The organism is Persephonella marina EX-H1 (assembly GCF_000021565.1).
In the GTDB taxonomy this organism is placed as follows: Bacteria; Aquificota; Aquificia; order Aquificales; family Hydrogenothermaceae; genus Persephonella; species Persephonella marina.
Genome location: NC_012440.1, coordinates 260,612 through 278,372 on the forward strand (window position 1 = coordinate 260,612; position 17,761 = coordinate 278,372).

General features: G+C 37.7%; 14 protein-coding genes. 10 read left to right on the forward strand and 4 right to left on the reverse strand.

From position 1 onward, the window contains the following. The first annotated feature begins 22 nt into the window (after window positions 1-22). Genes PERMA_RS01425 through PERMA_RS01445 form a run of 5 tightly spaced genes read left to right on the forward strand, consistent with a single transcriptional unit; the run spans window position 23 to window position 6,526 of the window. Entirely contained in the window at window positions 23-613 is a 591-nt protein-coding gene (locus PERMA_RS01425; RefSeq protein ID WP_012676493.1) for a cupredoxin domain-containing protein, read from the forward strand. Continuing rightward, complete coding sequence (locus PERMA_RS01430) at window positions 610-2,271, forward strand: cbb3-type cytochrome c oxidase subunit I (protein WP_012675288.1); 1,662 nt, start codon at window positions 610-612, stop codon at window positions 2,269-2,271. Before PERMA_RS01425 ends, PERMA_RS01430 begins: the two co-directional genes overlap by 4 nt. A 2-nt stretch (window positions 2,272-2,273) precedes the next feature. After that, entirely contained in the window at window positions 2,274-2,864 is a 591-nt protein-coding gene (locus PERMA_RS01435) for a hypothetical protein (protein WP_012676634.1), read from the forward strand. A gap of 60 nt (window positions 2,865-2,924) precedes the next feature. Then, window positions 2,925-3,473, forward strand: coding sequence for a hypothetical protein (locus tag PERMA_RS01440; RefSeq protein WP_012675496.1), 549 nt, complete (start codon window positions 2,925-2,927; stop codon window positions 3,471-3,473). Beyond that, window positions 3,461-6,526 carry a UvrD-helicase domain-containing protein gene (locus PERMA_RS01445; RefSeq protein ID WP_012675759.1) on the forward strand — a complete coding sequence of 1,022 codons (3,066 nt, stop codon included), beginning with the start codon at window positions 3,461-3,463 and terminating at the stop codon, window positions 6,524-6,526. Before PERMA_RS01440 ends, PERMA_RS01445 begins: the two co-directional genes overlap by 13 nt. Here PERMA_RS01445 and PERMA_RS01450 read toward each other — a convergent pair. Continuing rightward, the gene (locus PERMA_RS01450; RefSeq protein WP_012676810.1) at window positions 6,514-7,656 is read right to left on the reverse strand and encodes a hypothetical protein; all 1,143 of its coding nucleotides are present in this window, start codon (window positions 7,654-7,656) and stop codon (window positions 6,514-6,516) included. The genes PERMA_RS01445 and PERMA_RS01450 overlap by 13 nt on opposite strands. Window positions 7,657-7,769: 113 nt before the next feature. Here PERMA_RS01450 and PERMA_RS01455 point away from each other — a divergent pair, with 113 nt between their 5' ends. Next, on the forward strand, window positions 7,770-9,128 hold the full coding sequence (locus tag PERMA_RS01455) for a cytochrome c biogenesis ResB family protein (RefSeq protein ID WP_012675522.1): 1,359 nt from the start codon (window positions 7,770-7,772) through the stop codon (window positions 9,126-9,128). On the opposite strand, the gene PERMA_RS01460 is transcribed toward PERMA_RS01455, so the two are convergent. The 3 genes from PERMA_RS01460 to PERMA_RS01470 all read right to left on the reverse strand — a co-directional run bounded on the left by PERMA_RS01460 (window position 9,125) and on the right by PERMA_RS01470 (window position 12,369). After that, window positions 9,125-9,754 (reverse strand): Crp/Fnr family transcriptional regulator, encoded by a 630-nt coding sequence (locus PERMA_RS01460; RefSeq protein WP_012676206.1) that lies wholly within the window; start codon window positions 9,752-9,754, stop codon window positions 9,125-9,127. The genes PERMA_RS01455 and PERMA_RS01460 overlap by 4 nt on opposite strands. Window positions 9,755-9,786: 32 nt before the next feature. After that, a complete protein-coding gene (locus PERMA_RS01465; protein ID WP_012676735.1) occupies window positions 9,787-10,482 on the reverse strand; it encodes an anaerobic ribonucleoside-triphosphate reductase activating protein in 696 nt (231 codons plus the stop codon). Window positions 10,483-10,563: 81 nt separating this feature from the next. Next, entirely contained in the window at window positions 10,564-12,369 is a 1,806-nt protein-coding gene (locus PERMA_RS01470) for a ribonucleoside triphosphate reductase (RefSeq protein ID WP_012676142.1), read from the reverse strand. Between the two features lie 287 nt (window positions 12,370-12,656). Here PERMA_RS01470 and napA point away from each other — a divergent pair, with 287 nt between their 5' ends. The 4 genes from napA to PERMA_RS01490 are packed head-to-tail and all read left to right on the forward strand — an operon-like array spanning window position 12,657 to window position 17,755. Further along, on the forward strand, window positions 12,657-15,497 hold the full coding sequence (napA, locus tag PERMA_RS01475) for a nitrate reductase catalytic subunit NapA (RefSeq protein WP_015898889.1): 2,841 nt from the start codon (window positions 12,657-12,659) through the stop codon (window positions 15,495-15,497). Between the two features lie 12 nt (window positions 15,498-15,509). Further along, window positions 15,510-16,370: a ferredoxin-type protein NapG gene (gene napG / locus PERMA_RS01480; protein WP_012676233.1), complete on the forward strand. Its 861-nt coding sequence runs from the start codon at window positions 15,510-15,512 to the stop codon at window positions 16,368-16,370. Continuing rightward, window positions 16,360-17,220, forward strand: a complete 861-nt coding sequence (napH, locus tag PERMA_RS01485; RefSeq protein WP_012675431.1) for a quinol dehydrogenase ferredoxin subunit NapH — start codon at window positions 16,360-16,362, stop codon at window positions 17,218-17,220. The genes napG and napH overlap by 11 nt, the downstream gene beginning before the upstream one ends. Then, a complete protein-coding gene (locus PERMA_RS01490; RefSeq protein ID WP_012676366.1) occupies window positions 17,213-17,755 on the forward strand; it encodes a nitrate reductase cytochrome c-type subunit in 543 nt (180 codons plus the stop codon). Before napH ends, PERMA_RS01490 begins: the two co-directional genes overlap by 8 nt. The last annotated feature ends 6 nt before the right edge of the window (window positions 17,756-17,761 follow it).

The window sequence follows — 17,761 nt, forward strand, 5'->3', positions numbered from 1 at the left end:
AAAATTAAGGGGAGGTTGTATTATGGTCACATCAGCGGACGTGTTGTGGATGTTAAAGATCGTTTACACCATCTATGCATTTGCTATCATCTCATTTATAGGATGGTTTGGCTACAGGGTTACAAAAAAACCGGACTCAAACAGAACATGGCTGACTCCGAAGGTTTTCTACAGCTATCTCGGGATGCTTGTAGTTATAGGAGTAGGGATTCATATTCTTACCTACAACAAGGTTCCCTGGGTTGCATGGGAGTTAAAAAAACATAAAATCCAGCCGGACAGGGAGATAAATGTCCATATCAAGGATCACACATTCATTATCCCTGAGGAAACGCCTATAACAATAAAATGTGGTGAGGTTGTAAGGTTTAATGTTACAAGTGAGGATCTTACTTACGGTTTTGGACTTTTCAGGGAGAATAACAGTATGGTCTTTCAGATGCAGGTAGTTCCACAACATAGGAATGTTCTCCTCTGGAAGTTCACTGAGGAAAGAACTTTTTATGTTCTCAGTACAGAGTACTCAGGTCCAAAAGGGGCTTATATGAAGGTTCCTGATGCGTTTAAGGTTGTTGGATGTGAAAGATTAGCAATGAGGGAGGGGGTGAGATGAGTATAAAGGATATTCTTTTAAAAGGTTACAGCGGTGGCCTTAATCATGAGGGACTAAGTCCACTTCAAAAGGTAACACTGAGATTCGTTGTTATAGGTCTTTTGTTCTATGGTGTTGCAGCTATAGAAGGTATGATTATGAGAGGTTATGCAGTAAAACCTCTCCCTCTTATAGATGAGAGTCATTACTTCTCTATTATGACAGCACATCCTATAGTTGGTATATTTGGTTCAACATATCTCCTTGTCTTTGGATCTTTCACATTTCTCGTTCCATATCTGATGAAAAAACCTATTTTCAGCATAAAGTTAGCTAACTTTACATGGCTTATAATGACGGTGGGAACAGTTCTTGTATGGCTTTCAGGTTTTATCTACCATTACGCACCTTTATACACAATATACTGGCCTTTACCTGTTGATTTTACACAGTTCAGTGTTGCAGGTGGTTTTATGTTTGTCCTCGGTGTTGCCTTTATTATGATAGGGACGTTAGCTTTTATCTTTAATACTTACGCAACTGTGTTTCATACACCTAAGGGGCAGAAAAAACAGCCGGTAAAACCACTTCTTATGAGTGCATTTGGTATTGATGGATTTTTGAATATCGTCAATAAGATAAGAGGGAAAGAGCCTTATGTTAAAGAGCCGCCTCTCTCACTTCCTATTGTTGCCATATTCAGGGGAACTGTTGACACATTCCTTGATGCCCTTGTTATTCTTTCAGCAGGATTGCTTATACTCTTTTATATAGGAAATGAGGTTTTCAGCTGGGGATTGCACTATCATGCGGTTGATGCACTTCTTTACAAAAATATATTCTGGTGGGGTCTTGATCTTATAGCTGATGGGCTTGTTCTGATATATGTTGCCGGTACATGGTATCTCCTTGCTATGATAATATCAGGAAGAAATCTGTTCATGCAGAATATAGCGAGAGCAGCACTTCTTCTTGAGCTTCTCGTTTCATGGGCTGTATGGAGTCACCACCTTCTATCTGACCAGCCTCAGCCTGAGATCATGAAGCTTGCATCAGGTGAGATGATAACAGCATTTGAGCTTATAACGCAGGGTCTTGCATTCTTTATAACTCTTACGACTCTATGGCTTGCAAGACCTTTAAAGATGTCAAATGAGCTTAAGTTTTTACTTGGTGGTCTTCTCGGGTTTGCACTTGCAGTTCCTGCAGGTATAATACAGGCTGATTTAGGTATGAACAGACTTTTACATAACACACAGTGGGTAGCAGGAGCCCATTTCCATGTTGCCATTCTTGTAGGTCTTACAATGACTCTTTACAGTGCTATATATGTTCTATTCCCTATACTCACGAACAACTCAGTGAAACTTTACAGCCAGAAACTGGCAAACTGGCATTTCTGGTTGCATCTGATAGGTGGTATAGGAATGGGGGCGTTTATGGGAATGGCAGGGATAGACGGTATGCTGAGAAGACATATTTACACAGAAGGGGAGTATATGATCTATATGATTCCTGCTGCTGTTTTTGGTTTTATGCTGATACTCGCATGGGTACTTTTCATGTTCAATATAGTGGCAACTATTGGTCTTAAAGGTCTGATAGGGATATTCAGGCCATCAAGTATAGACAGGGATGTTGTTGTACCTGAAACAGCAGCAGCTGTTCAGAAAGGATAGGTATGTTAGATATTCAGAAGGCTGCGAGACTTATAAAGGAAGATGGTCTTTACACATTTATATACAATGAGATGAAAGAGCTTTCTGGAAAGGAGGGTCTTACCGTTGAGGAGATCCTCCATCTTTTAAATGAAAATCCAAAGTTTCTTGATGATTACAAAACGTTAAACAGCCAGAGTGAGATAAGTAATATACAGATAAGGGAGCAGATCATAAATAAAGATGATAGTGAGGAGTGTAAAAGTATAAAGAAAAAGATAAATGAAAACAGAAGAAAGCTTTTAAGTCTTGAGGCTTATGGAAACGAGCCTGACAGTATGCTTTACGCTGTATGGATAGGTTCAGCTGTGATATTTACCATTTTTGTTATACATAATCTTGTAGTTCTTTACACATACTGGTACGAAAACCATCCATTCTATGTTTATCTTTTTTATCTTTTCTCGGTTATTTCAGGGTTTCTCTTTTACAGAAAGAAGATCAGAGATCACCACAGGCTTCACAAAAAATTCAGAGAAATAGAGAAAGAGACGAAAACCTTAATTGAAAAGGGAAAGGAAAAAGGATGTATTGATAAGATCTATACTGACTGAATTTTTAAATCCCTTAAAGATGTAATATCATTATTATCAGAATTATTGTGGGGTTCTACATTGGAGATCAGAGAGGATTTCAAACCTGTTGAAGATAAGATAAAAAAGCTTTTAAAAATTGGAGAAGAGCTTAAAGATCTTGATCAGAATGTATGGCCGCACCTTAAGAATATGGAAGATTTTGAGAAGATCTACTATATGACAGTAAATGAGGATATTAAAAGATCTTTTGAGAGACTTTATGAGGACGGGAGGCTTATAGCTGGACAGCTCTGGCACACAATACTTTCCGTAAATATGGACGAGAGCTATCCTGATCTTTACACATTTGTTAGATATCTTGAGACAGGATGGATAAATGAGGAGAATATAAGATTTTTGGCTTTAGAGCTGAAGAAATACCAGGATAACTACAACTGGATTTTACAGAACTACGGTTATGGTGTTAAGGCTGTAAAAGATATGATACAGCTTTTTGAGAGACAGATAGATCTTTTACAGGAGATAAAAAGTATTATTGATCAGCTCAAGGAAGAGCCACTTTACAGAAAAAGAGAAGAGAAAAAGTCGGGGATTTTCGGCTTTTTTAAGAGATTATGGAAAGGATAAACTATATAGCCTCTGCTGGAACAGGGAAAACATATACACTTGTAGAAAAGATCGTTGATGAGTATATAATCAGAAAAAGGATAAATATAGATCAGGTATTTGTATCAACATTCACAGAGAAGGCCGCTTCAGAGCTGAAAAGCAGAATATACGCCAGAATAAAGGAGAAGATATACGAAAATCAGAAAAACCCTGATCAGCTTAAATTACTTTTCAGTAATTTCAGAAATGTCCAGCATAGCTATATAGGAACGATACACTCACTTCTCCTAAGGATACTCAAGGCAAATCCTGATAAATCAGGAATAACAGAGGATATCAAGGTTATTGATGATTTACAGCAGGAGGCCTTATTTTTTGAGAGCTTTGAGATCTTTCTTGAGAAAAACAGGGAGAGGGCTGGTATACTTGCTAACTATTTTTCAGGGAAGAATCAGATATACACAGTATTCAAGAACATATACGCCAATCTGTGGAAGATAGAAAGATACAGAAAAGAAAGTATAGAAGAACGTGAGGGGTATATAAAAAGGTTAAAAGAGAAAGCTCTAAAACTTTTGGATGATTTTATAAAGGATCACTACAGGGATTTTGTGGACAGTCAGGAATTTTTAAAAACCGATCTTAAGGATATCTATACAAAGATAAAGCAGGAAAGATTTACACAGATAAAGGTAGAGAAAAATAAAAACTTCCCAAAGCTTTTGAAACATAAAAATGTTAAAAATCACAGATCACTTAAAAGTTTAGATAAGGAAAAGGTATTAGAACTTGAGGATCAGCTTATAAACACTCTTGAAGAGTTGAGGAACAACGCCCTCTATTTAAACTTTCTTATTATTCTTGACAACTTTGATGAGTTTTTACAGATTTTTGAGGAGAAAAAGAGAGAAAACCATCTTATAACTTACAGCGATATAATTCTCAGATCAAAAGAGATCTTTTTGAGATACCCTGACCTTTTAGAGGAGTACAGGGAGAGGTTTAAGGCATTTTTTATAGACGAGTTTCAGGATACAGACCAGATACAGACAGATATAATAAGGATGCTTTCTGAAAGATCTGATCTTATCGTTTTTGGAGATCCAAAGCAGTGTATTTACGAGTGGAGATCAGCTGATCTGTACAACTATATAAGTTTCACAGAAGATTTTGAAGAAAGAACACTTAATGTTTGTTACAGAAGCGGTCCTTCTTTAGTGGGATTTTTTAATCTTTTTTTCGTGGAGAACGATTTTTTAAACAGGGATTACTCAAATAGGAAGGTGAAGGAGCTCTATCATCTTGAAGAGAAGTATATACCTGAACTTTTTTATTCGTCAGAAAAAAGTCTGGATATAACAGATCCTGTTGAGATAGTAAAAACCGAAAGTGATACAGAGCCTGTTGCCCTTGCAGAAAAGATAAAACAGCTCTTAAACTCAGGATACAGTCCTGAGGATATACTTGTTCTCTTCAGATCAAGAAGTAAAACTGATAGGTATATTCAGGAGCTGAGAAAATCAAATATACCTTTCATATCTTTCTTGAGTTCAAACTTTTACAACAGTGTTGAAGTTATAACAGTCCTTAATATTTTAAAGCTGATACAGTATCCTTACGATCAGCTTACACTTTTAAAAGTTTTGAAGTCTCCAGTTTTCAGTTTTTCAGATAAAGAGATTTATCAGATAAGAAATGATCTTTATATTGACAGAATACCCCAGCTAAAGGAGATAAAAAGATTAGAGGAGATAAAGGACAGCCTGAATATATCACAGATATTAGATCGTGTATACAGAGATCTGCCTGTTCTGGAGATATTTTCTCTTTATCCAGACGGCAAACAGAAAGTAGCAAATCTTGAGAAGCTGAAGTTTATCGCAGACAGACTTGAAGGTGAGAATTTCCAGCTGAGAGATTTTATACAGTTTTTAGAGGATAACAGGTATAAAGATGAAGAGGATGCTTTAATAACCACAGATGACAGATTTGTTAAAGTGATGACAATGCACAGATCAAAAGGTCTGGAAGCTAAGGTTGTTATAATCCCTGGACTCTCTGAAAGGATAAACAGAAGTACAAACGGTTTCTTCACTGTTGAAGATGAGATCATGGTAAGGATAAGAGATGATTACAACAGGGAGGTGGCAAGAACATTAAACTTTGATGAGGAAAAGGTAAAAAGAAAGATCTATCTTGAGGAAAAAAGACTTCTATATGTTGCTTTTACAAGGGCTAAAGAGAGGCTTATTCTGTTCTATTCAGGAAGCAAAGGGTATATGAATGAGATAGAGACTGTTATTGAGAGGATAAATGGTAAGGAAGTTACAGTTTACACACAGGATAGGAAACCTGTTAGTTTTAAACTTGAGATAAAAATGACTGAACCGTCTGGTATATCAAATAATATCAGGTACTGGAGCGATATCATTAAAAGACAGGACAGGAATATTATGGAAAAGTTAAAACTGTTAAAAGATGAGGAAGAGGGAAGAAAGGAAGAGTTTGAAAAGGCTGTATCAGCGAAGATTTTTACAACAGTCTCGGCTCTCATAGATGAGAAAAATGAAAAATCAGTTGTTGAGGAGTTTCAGATATCTGAGGATGACAGTTTAAAGGAAAGGGATATACCAGTTGAGACAGGGATTATTGTTCATAAGATTCTTGAGTATTTCAGTTTTCCTGAAGATCTGAAAGAGGCTGAAAATGAGATAGAGGAACTTTTTGAGAGATTTTCAGGACTTATAACAGAGGATAACAGGGATAAAGTAAGAGATATATCGTTAGAAAAATTGAAGAGATTTATCAGATCAGATGCCTACAAAGATATCTCCTCTTCAAGGATAATATTCAGGGAGATGCCTTTCACTTTAAAGGAAGGGGGGCGTTATATTGAAGGTAAGATAGATATTGTTTATGAGAAGAATGGAGTTATATATGTTGGGGACTACAAAACAGGAAGGATAAAAGATGAAGAGAAATACAGACCTCAGGAGAGATACTACACAGAGGTTATAAAAAAGATCTTTCCTGATAGGGAGATGAAGTTCAGATTTATCTACCTTATATAAAAGATGAACATCTTTACAAAAAGAATATAAAAGAAGTATAAGGAAGCCAGTATATAAACAACGGAAGCAAAAGAAGGAAGCATCATAAACTCAAGTGCTATCATCAGTAATGTTCCAGCGGTCATAATATAAAAGGAGAGGTTCGCCTTTCTGTAATCTATAAGCTGGAAAACGTTTGGTATCTCTTTACCTTCCCTTGCCTTTTTAATATGAACCATATTCCAGACTATTCTCGGCATTAGATGAAGCATACCGCCAAATATAGTAAGAGCGGCAAAGCCGTACATCATAGCATCCATATGAACAGGTATAAACTGGATCATCTTACTTGCAGATATATGTAATGCCATAAGGAGACCTATAACAAGGAAAAGATGTCCCCCTAAGAAGTACTTAATAGGTGGCTGGACTTTCATAAGTGATCTTGATGGTTTTACAGCTGAGAATATCACATAGAAGAATGCTAATATAACAGCCGTTTCAAAAATACCAGCAAAAAGTATATATCTGTAATCAAAAAAGTAGAAAGATCCTATAAGGAGAACTGTTGTTACCTGATGGAGATAGAAGATGATATTTCCCAGTCTTATATTAAGTGAGTGCATAAGCATCATAGGTATCCATGCAAGCTCAACGCCTATAACAGCATTAAGAAGAACGCCAACTGTTACAGTATGTAAAACAGTCTGGAGAAGTATATTTCCTGTTATCTGTGATAGTAGGAAAAAAACAGATGCTACATTAGTATAAACAACACTTGAGATTATAAATCTCACAGTAATAGGCTGAATGTTGTGAACAACTGTTGAGACATGAGCTGTAAATATAAGAACTGTGATCAGGTTAAATATTGAGGCGTATAAAAACTGACCTGTAAGAAGGAAGATAGATGACAGAACAGATAGGAAGAAAACAACAGCCTGAATATGTTTATACTTTATCTGCCTCTGCTGTGAGTTTGGTATTATCTGGTAACCTGCACCTATTAATGTGTATATAACAAACCCAAAAGCTGTTATTATGGCTGTATCTATATGATCAGACCCATTTATTCTAAGTACTAGAGACCCTATAAGGTTTACAAATGCAAGGAAGAAAAATAACGGGCTGTATTTGGATATAAAAAACATGAAAACCCCCAGATCTTTTTTAGAGGGAGAAATTTTAGCAGTCCTGAAAAACAAATATAATGATTTATATCAAGTAGTTTTACATTAGTTGAAAAAAATGGGAATATATACGTATGAACTTTTTTAGATCTGCTTTTAGTAAACTCTTCAGTATAAAGCTTTCCATATTTCTTTTTATCATCCTATCTGTATCTATGGCTGTAGGAACATTCGTCGAGAACGATTTTGGAACTGAAACAGCCCTTTCCCTTGTTTATAAATCAAGATGGTTTGAGGTTTTATGGCTTTTGCTCATACTGAACCTGACAGGGGGTATATTTCTTTACAGGTTGTGGAGGGAACCTTCTGTTCTTTTAATACATCTCTCTTTTCTGCTTATATTTTCAGGTGCTGTTTTAACAAGGTATTCAGGATATGAGGGGACAGTTCATCTAAGGGAAGGGGAAGAAAAAAGTTATATGATCTCCTACGATCCTTATATAAGTTTTGTTATAAAGAAAGAAAACCAGAGTATAAAGTATGAGGAAAGATTTTATGTATCATCTGCCGGTGGGAACTTCTTCAGTAAAAGATTTAATATTGGAAGTTCTACACTTTCCATACAGCTTGTTGATTTTTTACCTGTTGCTGATATTGATCTTGTGGAGAGATCTGATGGTGCTCCTGTGGCTTTACTGAAGATAAAGGAAAGAGGGAAGGATTTTAAGAAGTACCCCTTTAAGGATGGTAGCAGTTTAAAGATAGGAAGGGTCAGCCTGTTTTTTAATAAAAAGCCCTCTGTTGATGAACCTTATATCCATATATACGTAAAAGATAACAGCTTTTTTATCGGCTCTAATTATCCATTTTTAGTTTTCGATCCACAGACAGCTAAAAAGGATAAAGTTAAAGGTTATATGAGACTGGAGAAAGGAAAACTTTATGCCATAGGTGGTCTTGTTATATCTGTTGAAAAGATCCTTTTATCTGGAGATCTTCATATAAAACCTGTTTTTAAGCCTGTTAGAGGTGAGAACGATCTCTCTTCACTCATTTTTAAGGTTAGGTATGAGGGAGAAGAGAAGTTTTTGTATCTTTTAGGCAGAGGTATATCCTACAGGGGAATTCCAGACAGGATAAATATAAAAGATGTTGAGATAAAGGGGTTATGGGGATCAAAAGAGATAAAGCTTCCATTTTCTTTGTATCTGGAAGATTTTGTGATGAAAAGATATCCTGGATCGGACAAAGTCTCTTCTTATGAAAGTCATGTTATTCTCAGGGATGGAAACACTGAGATACCTTATGTTATTTATATGAACAATCCTTTAAAGTACAGAGGTTACAGGATTTTTCAGACTTCTTACGATAATGATGAGAAAGGTTCAGTTCTTTCTGTCAATTACGATCCGGGGCTTATTCCAACTTACACAGGTTATGCTGTTTTATTCCTTGGACTTTTTATAAATCTCTTAAGGAGAGTGAAAAACTAAAGAAGTTTCTTTAACTCTTCCCTGTTTATTTTGTATGTTCCCCCATCCTTCTGTATGATGCCCCTTGTTTTGAACTTTTTAAGTATTCTTGACAGAGTTTCAGGTGTCATATTCAGTATTGAGGCTATCTTGTTATGTTTTAATGATATAAATAGATCCTCGTGTTCGTAAATAAATTTAGCTGTTCTTGTAACAGCATCCATCATCAGGTTTTGAACGATAACATCATCAAGTATTTTTATTTTGTATAAAAGTGATTTTACAATGTTGAAACAGAGGTTTGAATCTTTTAATAGCTCCTTCTCAAATGTTTTGAAATTGATTACAAGAACCTTTCCATTTGTTTCAAACTCAGCGTTTGCAGGGTAAGGTATGTTCTCAAAGTTAGCCCTCTCAGCTATAAGAGATACAGGATGGAAGTGGTGAAGTGTGATCTCATGTCCTTTTATATCTGTTTTGTAAACCCTCAGTATACCTTCGGTAAGTATGTAAAGATTTTCAGGCTCCTCTCCCTCATAGAAGAGAAGATCACCTCTTTCGTACTCCCTCTCAAAAGAGATTTTCTGTATTTTTTTCAGGTGTTCATCTGAAAGATTTTCAAAGATATAAATATCTCTTAGATTCATAATTAATTACCTGCTGCTTATTTATTTTTTTATCATCTCAAAATAATCTCTTTTACGTAATTTTTCAATCTCTTTTTCAGTTTTTCTCTCTCCTCTCTGGAAAAACCTGTTTTATTCTTAATCTCTTTGTTTATCAGATTTTCTGATGAAACAAAGTTCTGCAAAGCGTACCTTTTAGCTCCTTTTATCATCTGACCTATTTTAATTATATCATTATAAGTTAGTAAGTCCTTAATAAGAGTTGTTCTGAACTCATATTCTATATCTGATTGTAATAAAATTTCAATACTTTTTTTAATTTTGTCCATACTTATTGATGAGCCTGATATATATTCGTACTTACCGGCAGATGCTTTAATATCCATTGCAACATAATCAACAAGTTTTTCCTCAATGAGCTCTTTTAATACCTCAGGATTTGTTCCATTTGTATCCAATTTCACAAGATACCCAAACTCCTTGATCTTTTTTATAAAATCTTTTATCCCTTCGTATATTGTTGGTTCTCCACCTGATATAACTATACCTTCAATCATCTTTTTTCTACTTTCAAGAAATCTAAAAACCTCATCAATTCCTATTGTGTATCCGAAATATTCAGGTAGAACAAGATGTCTGTTATGGCAGTAAGGACATCTCAGGTTACATCCCTGGACGAATATCACAGCAGAGATCCTTGAGGGAAAATCTATCAATGAAAATTTATGGATTCCGCCGATTTTAATCATGATTGTTTTACCTCAGTTTTAATATAAAAAGGCCTCCCGGGGAGGGAGGAGCGGGGAGAGGGGGGAGAAAACAGGAGGAGATTACCTGAGGGTAACCCGTATCTTATAACTTTTTCTCTTAATAAACTCTTCTTTCTTTCCATCATTCCAGTATTTAACAGGTCTGAAATATCCAACGATTCTTGAGTAAACCTCTGTCTCTGTATCACATTCAGGACATAATCTATGCTCACCGGATATATATCCATGGTTTGGGCATACACTGAATGTAGGAGTAAGTGTAAAGTAAGGAAGATGGTAGTTTTCGCACACAGTTTTTATGAACTTTTTAACACTCTCCTTCTCAGATATCTTCTCTCCAAGGAAGAAATGTATAACTGTTCCTCCTGTGTATTTAGTCTGGAGGCTGTCCTGATGATCCAGGACAAAAACAGGGTCGTCAGAGTAATCAACAGGAAGGTGAGTTGAGTTTGTATAGAAAGGCTGTGCACCTCTCTGATAGTCTTCTTCGTTTGCAACGATTATGTCCGGATATCTGCTTTTGTCTATTCTCGCAAGTCTGTAAGATGTTCCTTCAGCAGGTGTTGCTTCAAGGTTGTAGTTATTACCTGTCTCTTCCTGGTATCTGAAAAGTTTTTCCCTTATGAAATCAAGAACCTTTTCTGAGAATGCCTTACCCCTTTCTGTTGCTATGCTCTCACCAAAAAGATTGAGGCATGCCTCATTCATACCAATCACACCTATCGTTGAAAAATGATTTTTCCAGAAGCTTCCTGTTCTTTCCTTAATACTTCTCAGATAAAACTTTGAGTAAGGGTATAGTCCTTTTTCTGTAAGTTCTTCTAAGAATGCTCTCTTTGTCTCAAGACTCTCCTTAGCAAGATCAAGGAGATACTCAAGCCTGATGAAGAACTCATTTTCATCCTTTGAAAGATATCCAAGTCTTGGAAGATTTATCGTTACAACACCTATAGATCCTGTTAGAGGGTTTGCTCCAAAGAGTCCACCTCCTCTTTTCTTAAGTTCTCTTATATCAAGTCTAAGTCTACAGCACATACTTCTTGCGTCATTTGGATCCATATCAGAGTTTACAAAGTTTGCAAAGTAAGGAATGCCGTACTTTCCTGTCATATACCACAGACCATCGTATATAGGGTTATCCCAGTCAAAATCCTTTGTTATGTTGTATGTGGGGATAGGGAATGTAAATATCCTTCCTGATGCATCACCTTCAGACATAACCTCAAAAAATGCTCTGTTTATCATATCCATCTCTTTCTGGAACTCTTTGTACTTCTCTTTCTGAACCTTACCACCTATTATCACGTACTGATCTGCATAGGCTGATGCTGAAGCTTTTAGATCAAATGTAAGGTTTGTAAATGGTGTCTGGAAACCGACCCTTGTTGGAACATTAAGATTAAAAACAAACTCCTGAATCGCCTGTTTTACCTCTCTGTAGGAAAGACCGTCGTACCTGACAAAGGGAGCAAGCAGTGTATCAAAATTGGAAAAAGCCTGAGCTCCTGCAGCCTCACCCTGAAGTGTGTAGAAGAAGTTAACTATCTGTCCAAGTGCCGATGTAAAATGTTTTGGAGGTTTACTTTCAGCTTTTCCATAAGCACCTTTGAAACCGTTAATAAGAAGATCATAAAGATCCCAGCCTACACAGTAAACACTAAGATTCTGTAGATCATGGATATGGAAATCTCCATTTCTGTGAGCCTCAGCTATATCCTTCGTGTATATCTTTGTCAGCCAGTAGTGTTTTGTCACCTCTGAAGATATATAGAAATTCAGTCCCTGAAGTGAGTAAGTGGTATTACTGTTTTCCGTAACCCTCCAGTCTAACTTCTTTAAATAGCTGTCTATCAGATTTCTTTCCACCTTGACCCTCCTCAATATTTAGTGGTCTAAAAAATTTATCCACTATATATAGTATGGATTTTTTTTGAGAAAATAATTGATTCATGTCAATGATTGTTCTCTGATAACTACTTACATTCAATATACGAATTGAATAAGGATTAAGATGTAGTATTCCGTTGATTTTAATCTTATCTTTATAGAGGGATAGACAAAATTACCGCCTGCTGGGTCGTGTCTATCCTTTAAAATGGCGGAATATAAGTAGCCCAGCCCTGAGCAGAAGGAGCTCAGGATAGGAGCAGGAAATGGAGGTCAAAGAAAGGGAAAAACGTGAAACGGGATTTGAACTGTCCCGTAGAGATTTCCTAAAAACAGCAGCAGCGGTCTCGGCAGCTGCAGCGGTTGGAATGAAAGTTCCTGAAGAAGCCATGGCTGCAGCAAGGGAAGCAGAGGCTGGCTGGAGATGGGATAAAGCGGTCTGTAGATTCTGTGGAACAGGTTGCGGAATCATGATCGCTGTAAAAGATGGCCGCATTGTTGCTGTTAAGGGGGATCCAAAAGCACCTGTTAACAGGGGTCTTAACTGTATTAAGGGTTACTTCACTGCAAAAATCATGTACGGTGCTGACAGGCTGACAAAACCTCTTCTCAGAATGAACGAAAGGGGAGAGTTCGACAAAAATGGTAAGTTCAGACCTGTTAGCTGGCAGAGAGCCTTTGAAGAAATGGCTAAGCAGTTCAAGAAGGCTTACAACGAGTTAGGTCCAGAGGGGGTAGCAATTTTCAGTTCAGGTCAGTACACAATTATGGAAGGTTATGCTGCTGTAAAACTCACAAAAGCTGGATGGAGAACTAACAACATTGACCCTAACGCAAGACACTGTATGGCATCTGCGGTTGCTGCATTTATACAGACTTTCGGAATTGACGAACCATCAGGATGTTACGATGATATCGAGCTCACAGATACAATCCTTGTCTGGGGATCAAATATGGCTGAGATGCACCCAATCCTCTGGGCAAGGGTTACTGACAGAAAACTCTCAGATCCTGATAACGTGAGACTGGTTGTTCTTTCAACATTCAGACACAGAACAATGGATCTGGCAGATATTGATATTGTATTCAGACCTTCAACAGATGTAGCTATATGGAACTACATTGCAAGAGAGATAGTTTACAACCATCCAGAAGCTATTGACTGGGATTTTGTGAACAAACATACAGTATTTGCAACCGGTTATATAGATATTGGTTATGGAATGAGAACACCTGATCATCCAAGCTTTACAGAAAAAGAAAGAGAAACTGTTAGAAAACAGGTTGCTAAGCCTGTATCAAACCTCGAGGCGAAAGCTTTAAGCATTTACGGTTACAAAGAAGGTGATATTATCCAGATGAAACATGCTAAACAGGCAGGTAAACACTGGATAATCACATTTGAAGACTTCAAGAAAGGACTTGAACCTTATACTCTTGACTATGTTGCAAGAATCGCAAAAGGTGATCCTGATGAAGATCTAGAAACATTCAAGAGAAAACTCAAAGCACTTGCTGATCTGTACATAGATAAAAATAGAAAGGCTCTTACTTTCTGGACAATGGGATTCAACCAGCATACAAGAGGAACATGGTGTAACGAGCTGGCATATACAGTTCACCTCCTCCTAGGAAAGCAGGCTAAACCAGGAAGCGGTGCATTCTCAATCACAGGTCAGCCTTCTGCTTGTGGTACAGCGAGAGAGGTTGGAACATTTGCACACAGACTACCTGCTGATATGGTTGTATTCAATCCAAAACACAGAAAGATCGCTGAAAAGATATGGAGAATTCCTGAAGGAACAATAAATCCAAAAGTTGGATCACACATCGTTAAGATAATGAGAGATCTTGAGGACGGTAAGATTAAGTGGGCATGGGTAATGGTATGTAACCCATGGCAGGATACAGCCAACGCGAACCACTGGATTAAAGCTGCCAGAAAGATGGATAACTTTATCGTAGTTTCAGATAGTTACCCAGGTATATCTGCTAAAGTTGCTGACCTTATTCTCCCAGCAGCAATGATATACGAAAAATGGGGAGCTTATGGTAACGCTGAAAGAAGAACACAGCACTGGAGACAGCAGGTTATTGCTCCAGGTGAAGCTATGCCTGATATATGGCATATAGTTGAGTTCTCCAAGTACTTCAAACTGAAAGAAGTATGGAAGGAGTGGAGACTCTCAGACGGAACAGTACTTCCTAATGTTCTTGATAAAGCTAAAGAGATGGGATACGATCCAGAGATGACACTTTACGAAGTTCTGTTTGCCAACGATTACTTCAAGTCATTCAAATGGCCTGATCCAATAGCTAAGAACCCTAATACTGGAGAAATGCATCCAAACACAGAAGCTGAAGGTGACCACAGAAATGTACGTGGTATAGATGGAAAACCATGGAAAGGATATGGATTCTTCATACAGAAAGCTCTCTGGGAAGAGTATAGAAAGTTTGGTAATGGACATGGACACGACCTTGCATACTTTGATACATACCACAGAGTGAGAGGTCTCAGATGGCCTGTTGTTGACGGTAAAGAGACACTCTGGAGATTTAACGCAAAATACGATCCTTACGTTAGAAAACTCGCTCCAGGTGAAGATTTTGCATTCTACGGACCTGCTCTTAAATCTCTACCAAAAGGAGACCTTTTCGGTCCTAAGACAAAACAGAAATTCAGCCTTAAGAATAAAGCTAAGATATTCTTCAGACCTTACATGGATCCACCTGAAACACCTGATAGCGAATATCCATTCTGGCTTGCAACAGGTAGGGTTCTTGAGCACTGGCACTCAGGTACAATGACAATGAGAGTTCCAGAACTGTACAGAGCTGTTCCTGAAGCACTCTGTTACATGCATCCAGCTGATGCTAAAAAACTTGGTGTGAAGGATGGAGAGCTTGTATGGGTTGAGTCCAGACGTGGTAAAGTTAAAGCGAGAGTTGAGACAAGAGGTAGAAACAGACCTCCAAGAGGACTCGTGTTCGTTCCATGGTTCGATGAAAGGGTTTATATCAACAAGGTTACACTTGATGCTACATGTCCTATATCCAAGCAGACAGACTACAAGAAGTGTGCTGTGAAGATATACAAAGCTTAACCAGGAATAAAGATGAGTGAAAACAATAAAACTGACAGCAATGTGAATAAGGAAAGAAGAAAGTTCTTCATAAAGACCCTCCAGGGGATAGGTCTCTCTATCCTCGGGGGGACTGTTTGGGGTGCCTATGTTAGTGAGGCTAAAACTGATCCTCTTGTACTGCGTCCTCCAGGTGCTCTTAAAGAAGAGGATTTTTTAAAAACCTGTATAAAATGTGGATTATGTGTAGAGGCCTGTAAAAACAGGGATTCCAATCCTGATAGAACCAAAAGCACAGCAACGCTGAGACTGGCATCACCAGGTGATCATAAACCTATAGGCACCCCTTACTTTATTCCCAGGGAGATACCCTGTTATATGTGTGAAGATATCCCCTGTGTTCCTGTATGTCCTACAGGAGCTCTAGATGTTGATTCTGTTTCCTCTATAAAAAATGGGAAAAAAGTTCTGGATATAAACAAGGCACGAATGGGAGTTGCGGTTGTAGATGAAGAACACTGTATAGCATTCTGGGGAATCCAGTGTGATGCCTGCTACAGAGCCTGTCCTTTGATCGATGAGGCTATAAAGCTAGAGTACAGAAGAAATCCACGTACAGGAAAACACGCATTCCTGTTACCTGTTGTTTACAGTGATGTATGTACAGGTTGCGGCCTATGTGAGAAGGCATGTGTTACAGAAAAGGCTGCCATATACGTACTGCCCAGAGAGATTGCATTAGGTAAGGTCGGTAAACACTACATAAAAGGCTGGGAAAAGAAAGATGAGGAGAGATTGAAAGGAGCTAAGGGAATAGAAACTACCAGAACTGAGAGAAGTAAACTTTCACCTGAAGAATATCTGAACATAGAGGACTTATTAGATGAAGAGTAAAGAAGATAAGAAAGAGGCAGGATTTTTGTATAAACATAGATACCTAATAGCAAGAAGGGTGGTTCAGTTGAGTATTATCTCCCTGTATATAGCAGGAAATGTATACGGCTGGAAGATACTTCAAGGAAACCTGAGTGCTTCGAAGATCTTTGATGTCATACCTATGGCTGACCCTTATGCCACCCTACAGATGTTTGCTGCAGGCGTTATTGTTGGCACAGATGTTCTCATAGGTGCTGCTATAGTTATTATTTTCTATGGACTGATAGGTGGAAGAGCTTTCTGTAGCTGGGTATGTCCTATAAATATGGTTACGGATCTTGCGAACTGGATAAGGGTGAAAACAGGTCTTCACAGGGAAGAATGGCAGCTCAGAATAAGCAGAAAGCTGAGATACTGGATTCTTGGAATAAGTCTGGTACTATCAGCACTGATAGCCGTTCCAGCGTTTGAGTTTGTAAGCCCCATATCGATGCTTCACAGAGGACTGATATTTGGAATGGGAATGGGATGGGCAGCTGTTTTAGCTGTATTCCTATTTGATCTTTTTGTTACAAAGAATGGATGGTGTGGTCATATATGCCCATTAGGTGGATTTTATTCACTGATTACAAAACCCAGTGCCATAAGGGTAAAACATGATGCTGATAAGTGTACTCTCTGTCTGAACTGTAAGAATGTGTGTCCTGAAAAGCAGGTGCTTCACATGATAGGTAAGGAAAGTGTTTTTGTTACATCTGGTGAGTGTATAAACTGTGCCAGATGTATAGAGGTCTGTAATGACGATGCTCTAAATTTTGGTTTTAGATACAAACCACAAGGTAAAAAGGAGGAAGGTAAAAATGATTAAGAAAAAATTAGGGATGCTAATGTTAGTTCCTATTGTAGGGGTTTCTATATTCGCATGTGCAACAGCAAGTGAGAAAGCTCTATCATCGGAAGATCTAAGTTATAGAAATGTTCCTTTAACAGCAACTGCAGTACCACCAGCTGTTGAGTTTCCAAAAGAACCACCAGGAAAAGCCAAGCGTTTTACAAGAGCTTATGAAAATGCACCTCCATTAATTCCTCACAGTGTTGAAGGTCTACTTCCTATAACAAAGGATAACAACGCATGTCTAGGATGTCATATGCCAGAAGTGGCCAAAGATGTTGGTGCTACACCTATCTCTCCAACACACTTCATAGACTTCTTCAGACTTCCGGAAGGAAAGATTGTTAAGTTAAAAGATCTTGATCCAGCAAGATTTAACTGCTCACAGTGTCACGTTCCACAGGCAAAAACAAAGCCACTCGTTCAAAATACGTTTAAGCCTGATTACAGAGATCCTTCTACTAAGAATAGAACAAAACTTTACAAAAACCTTCTTGAAGGTGTGAAGTAATTAATT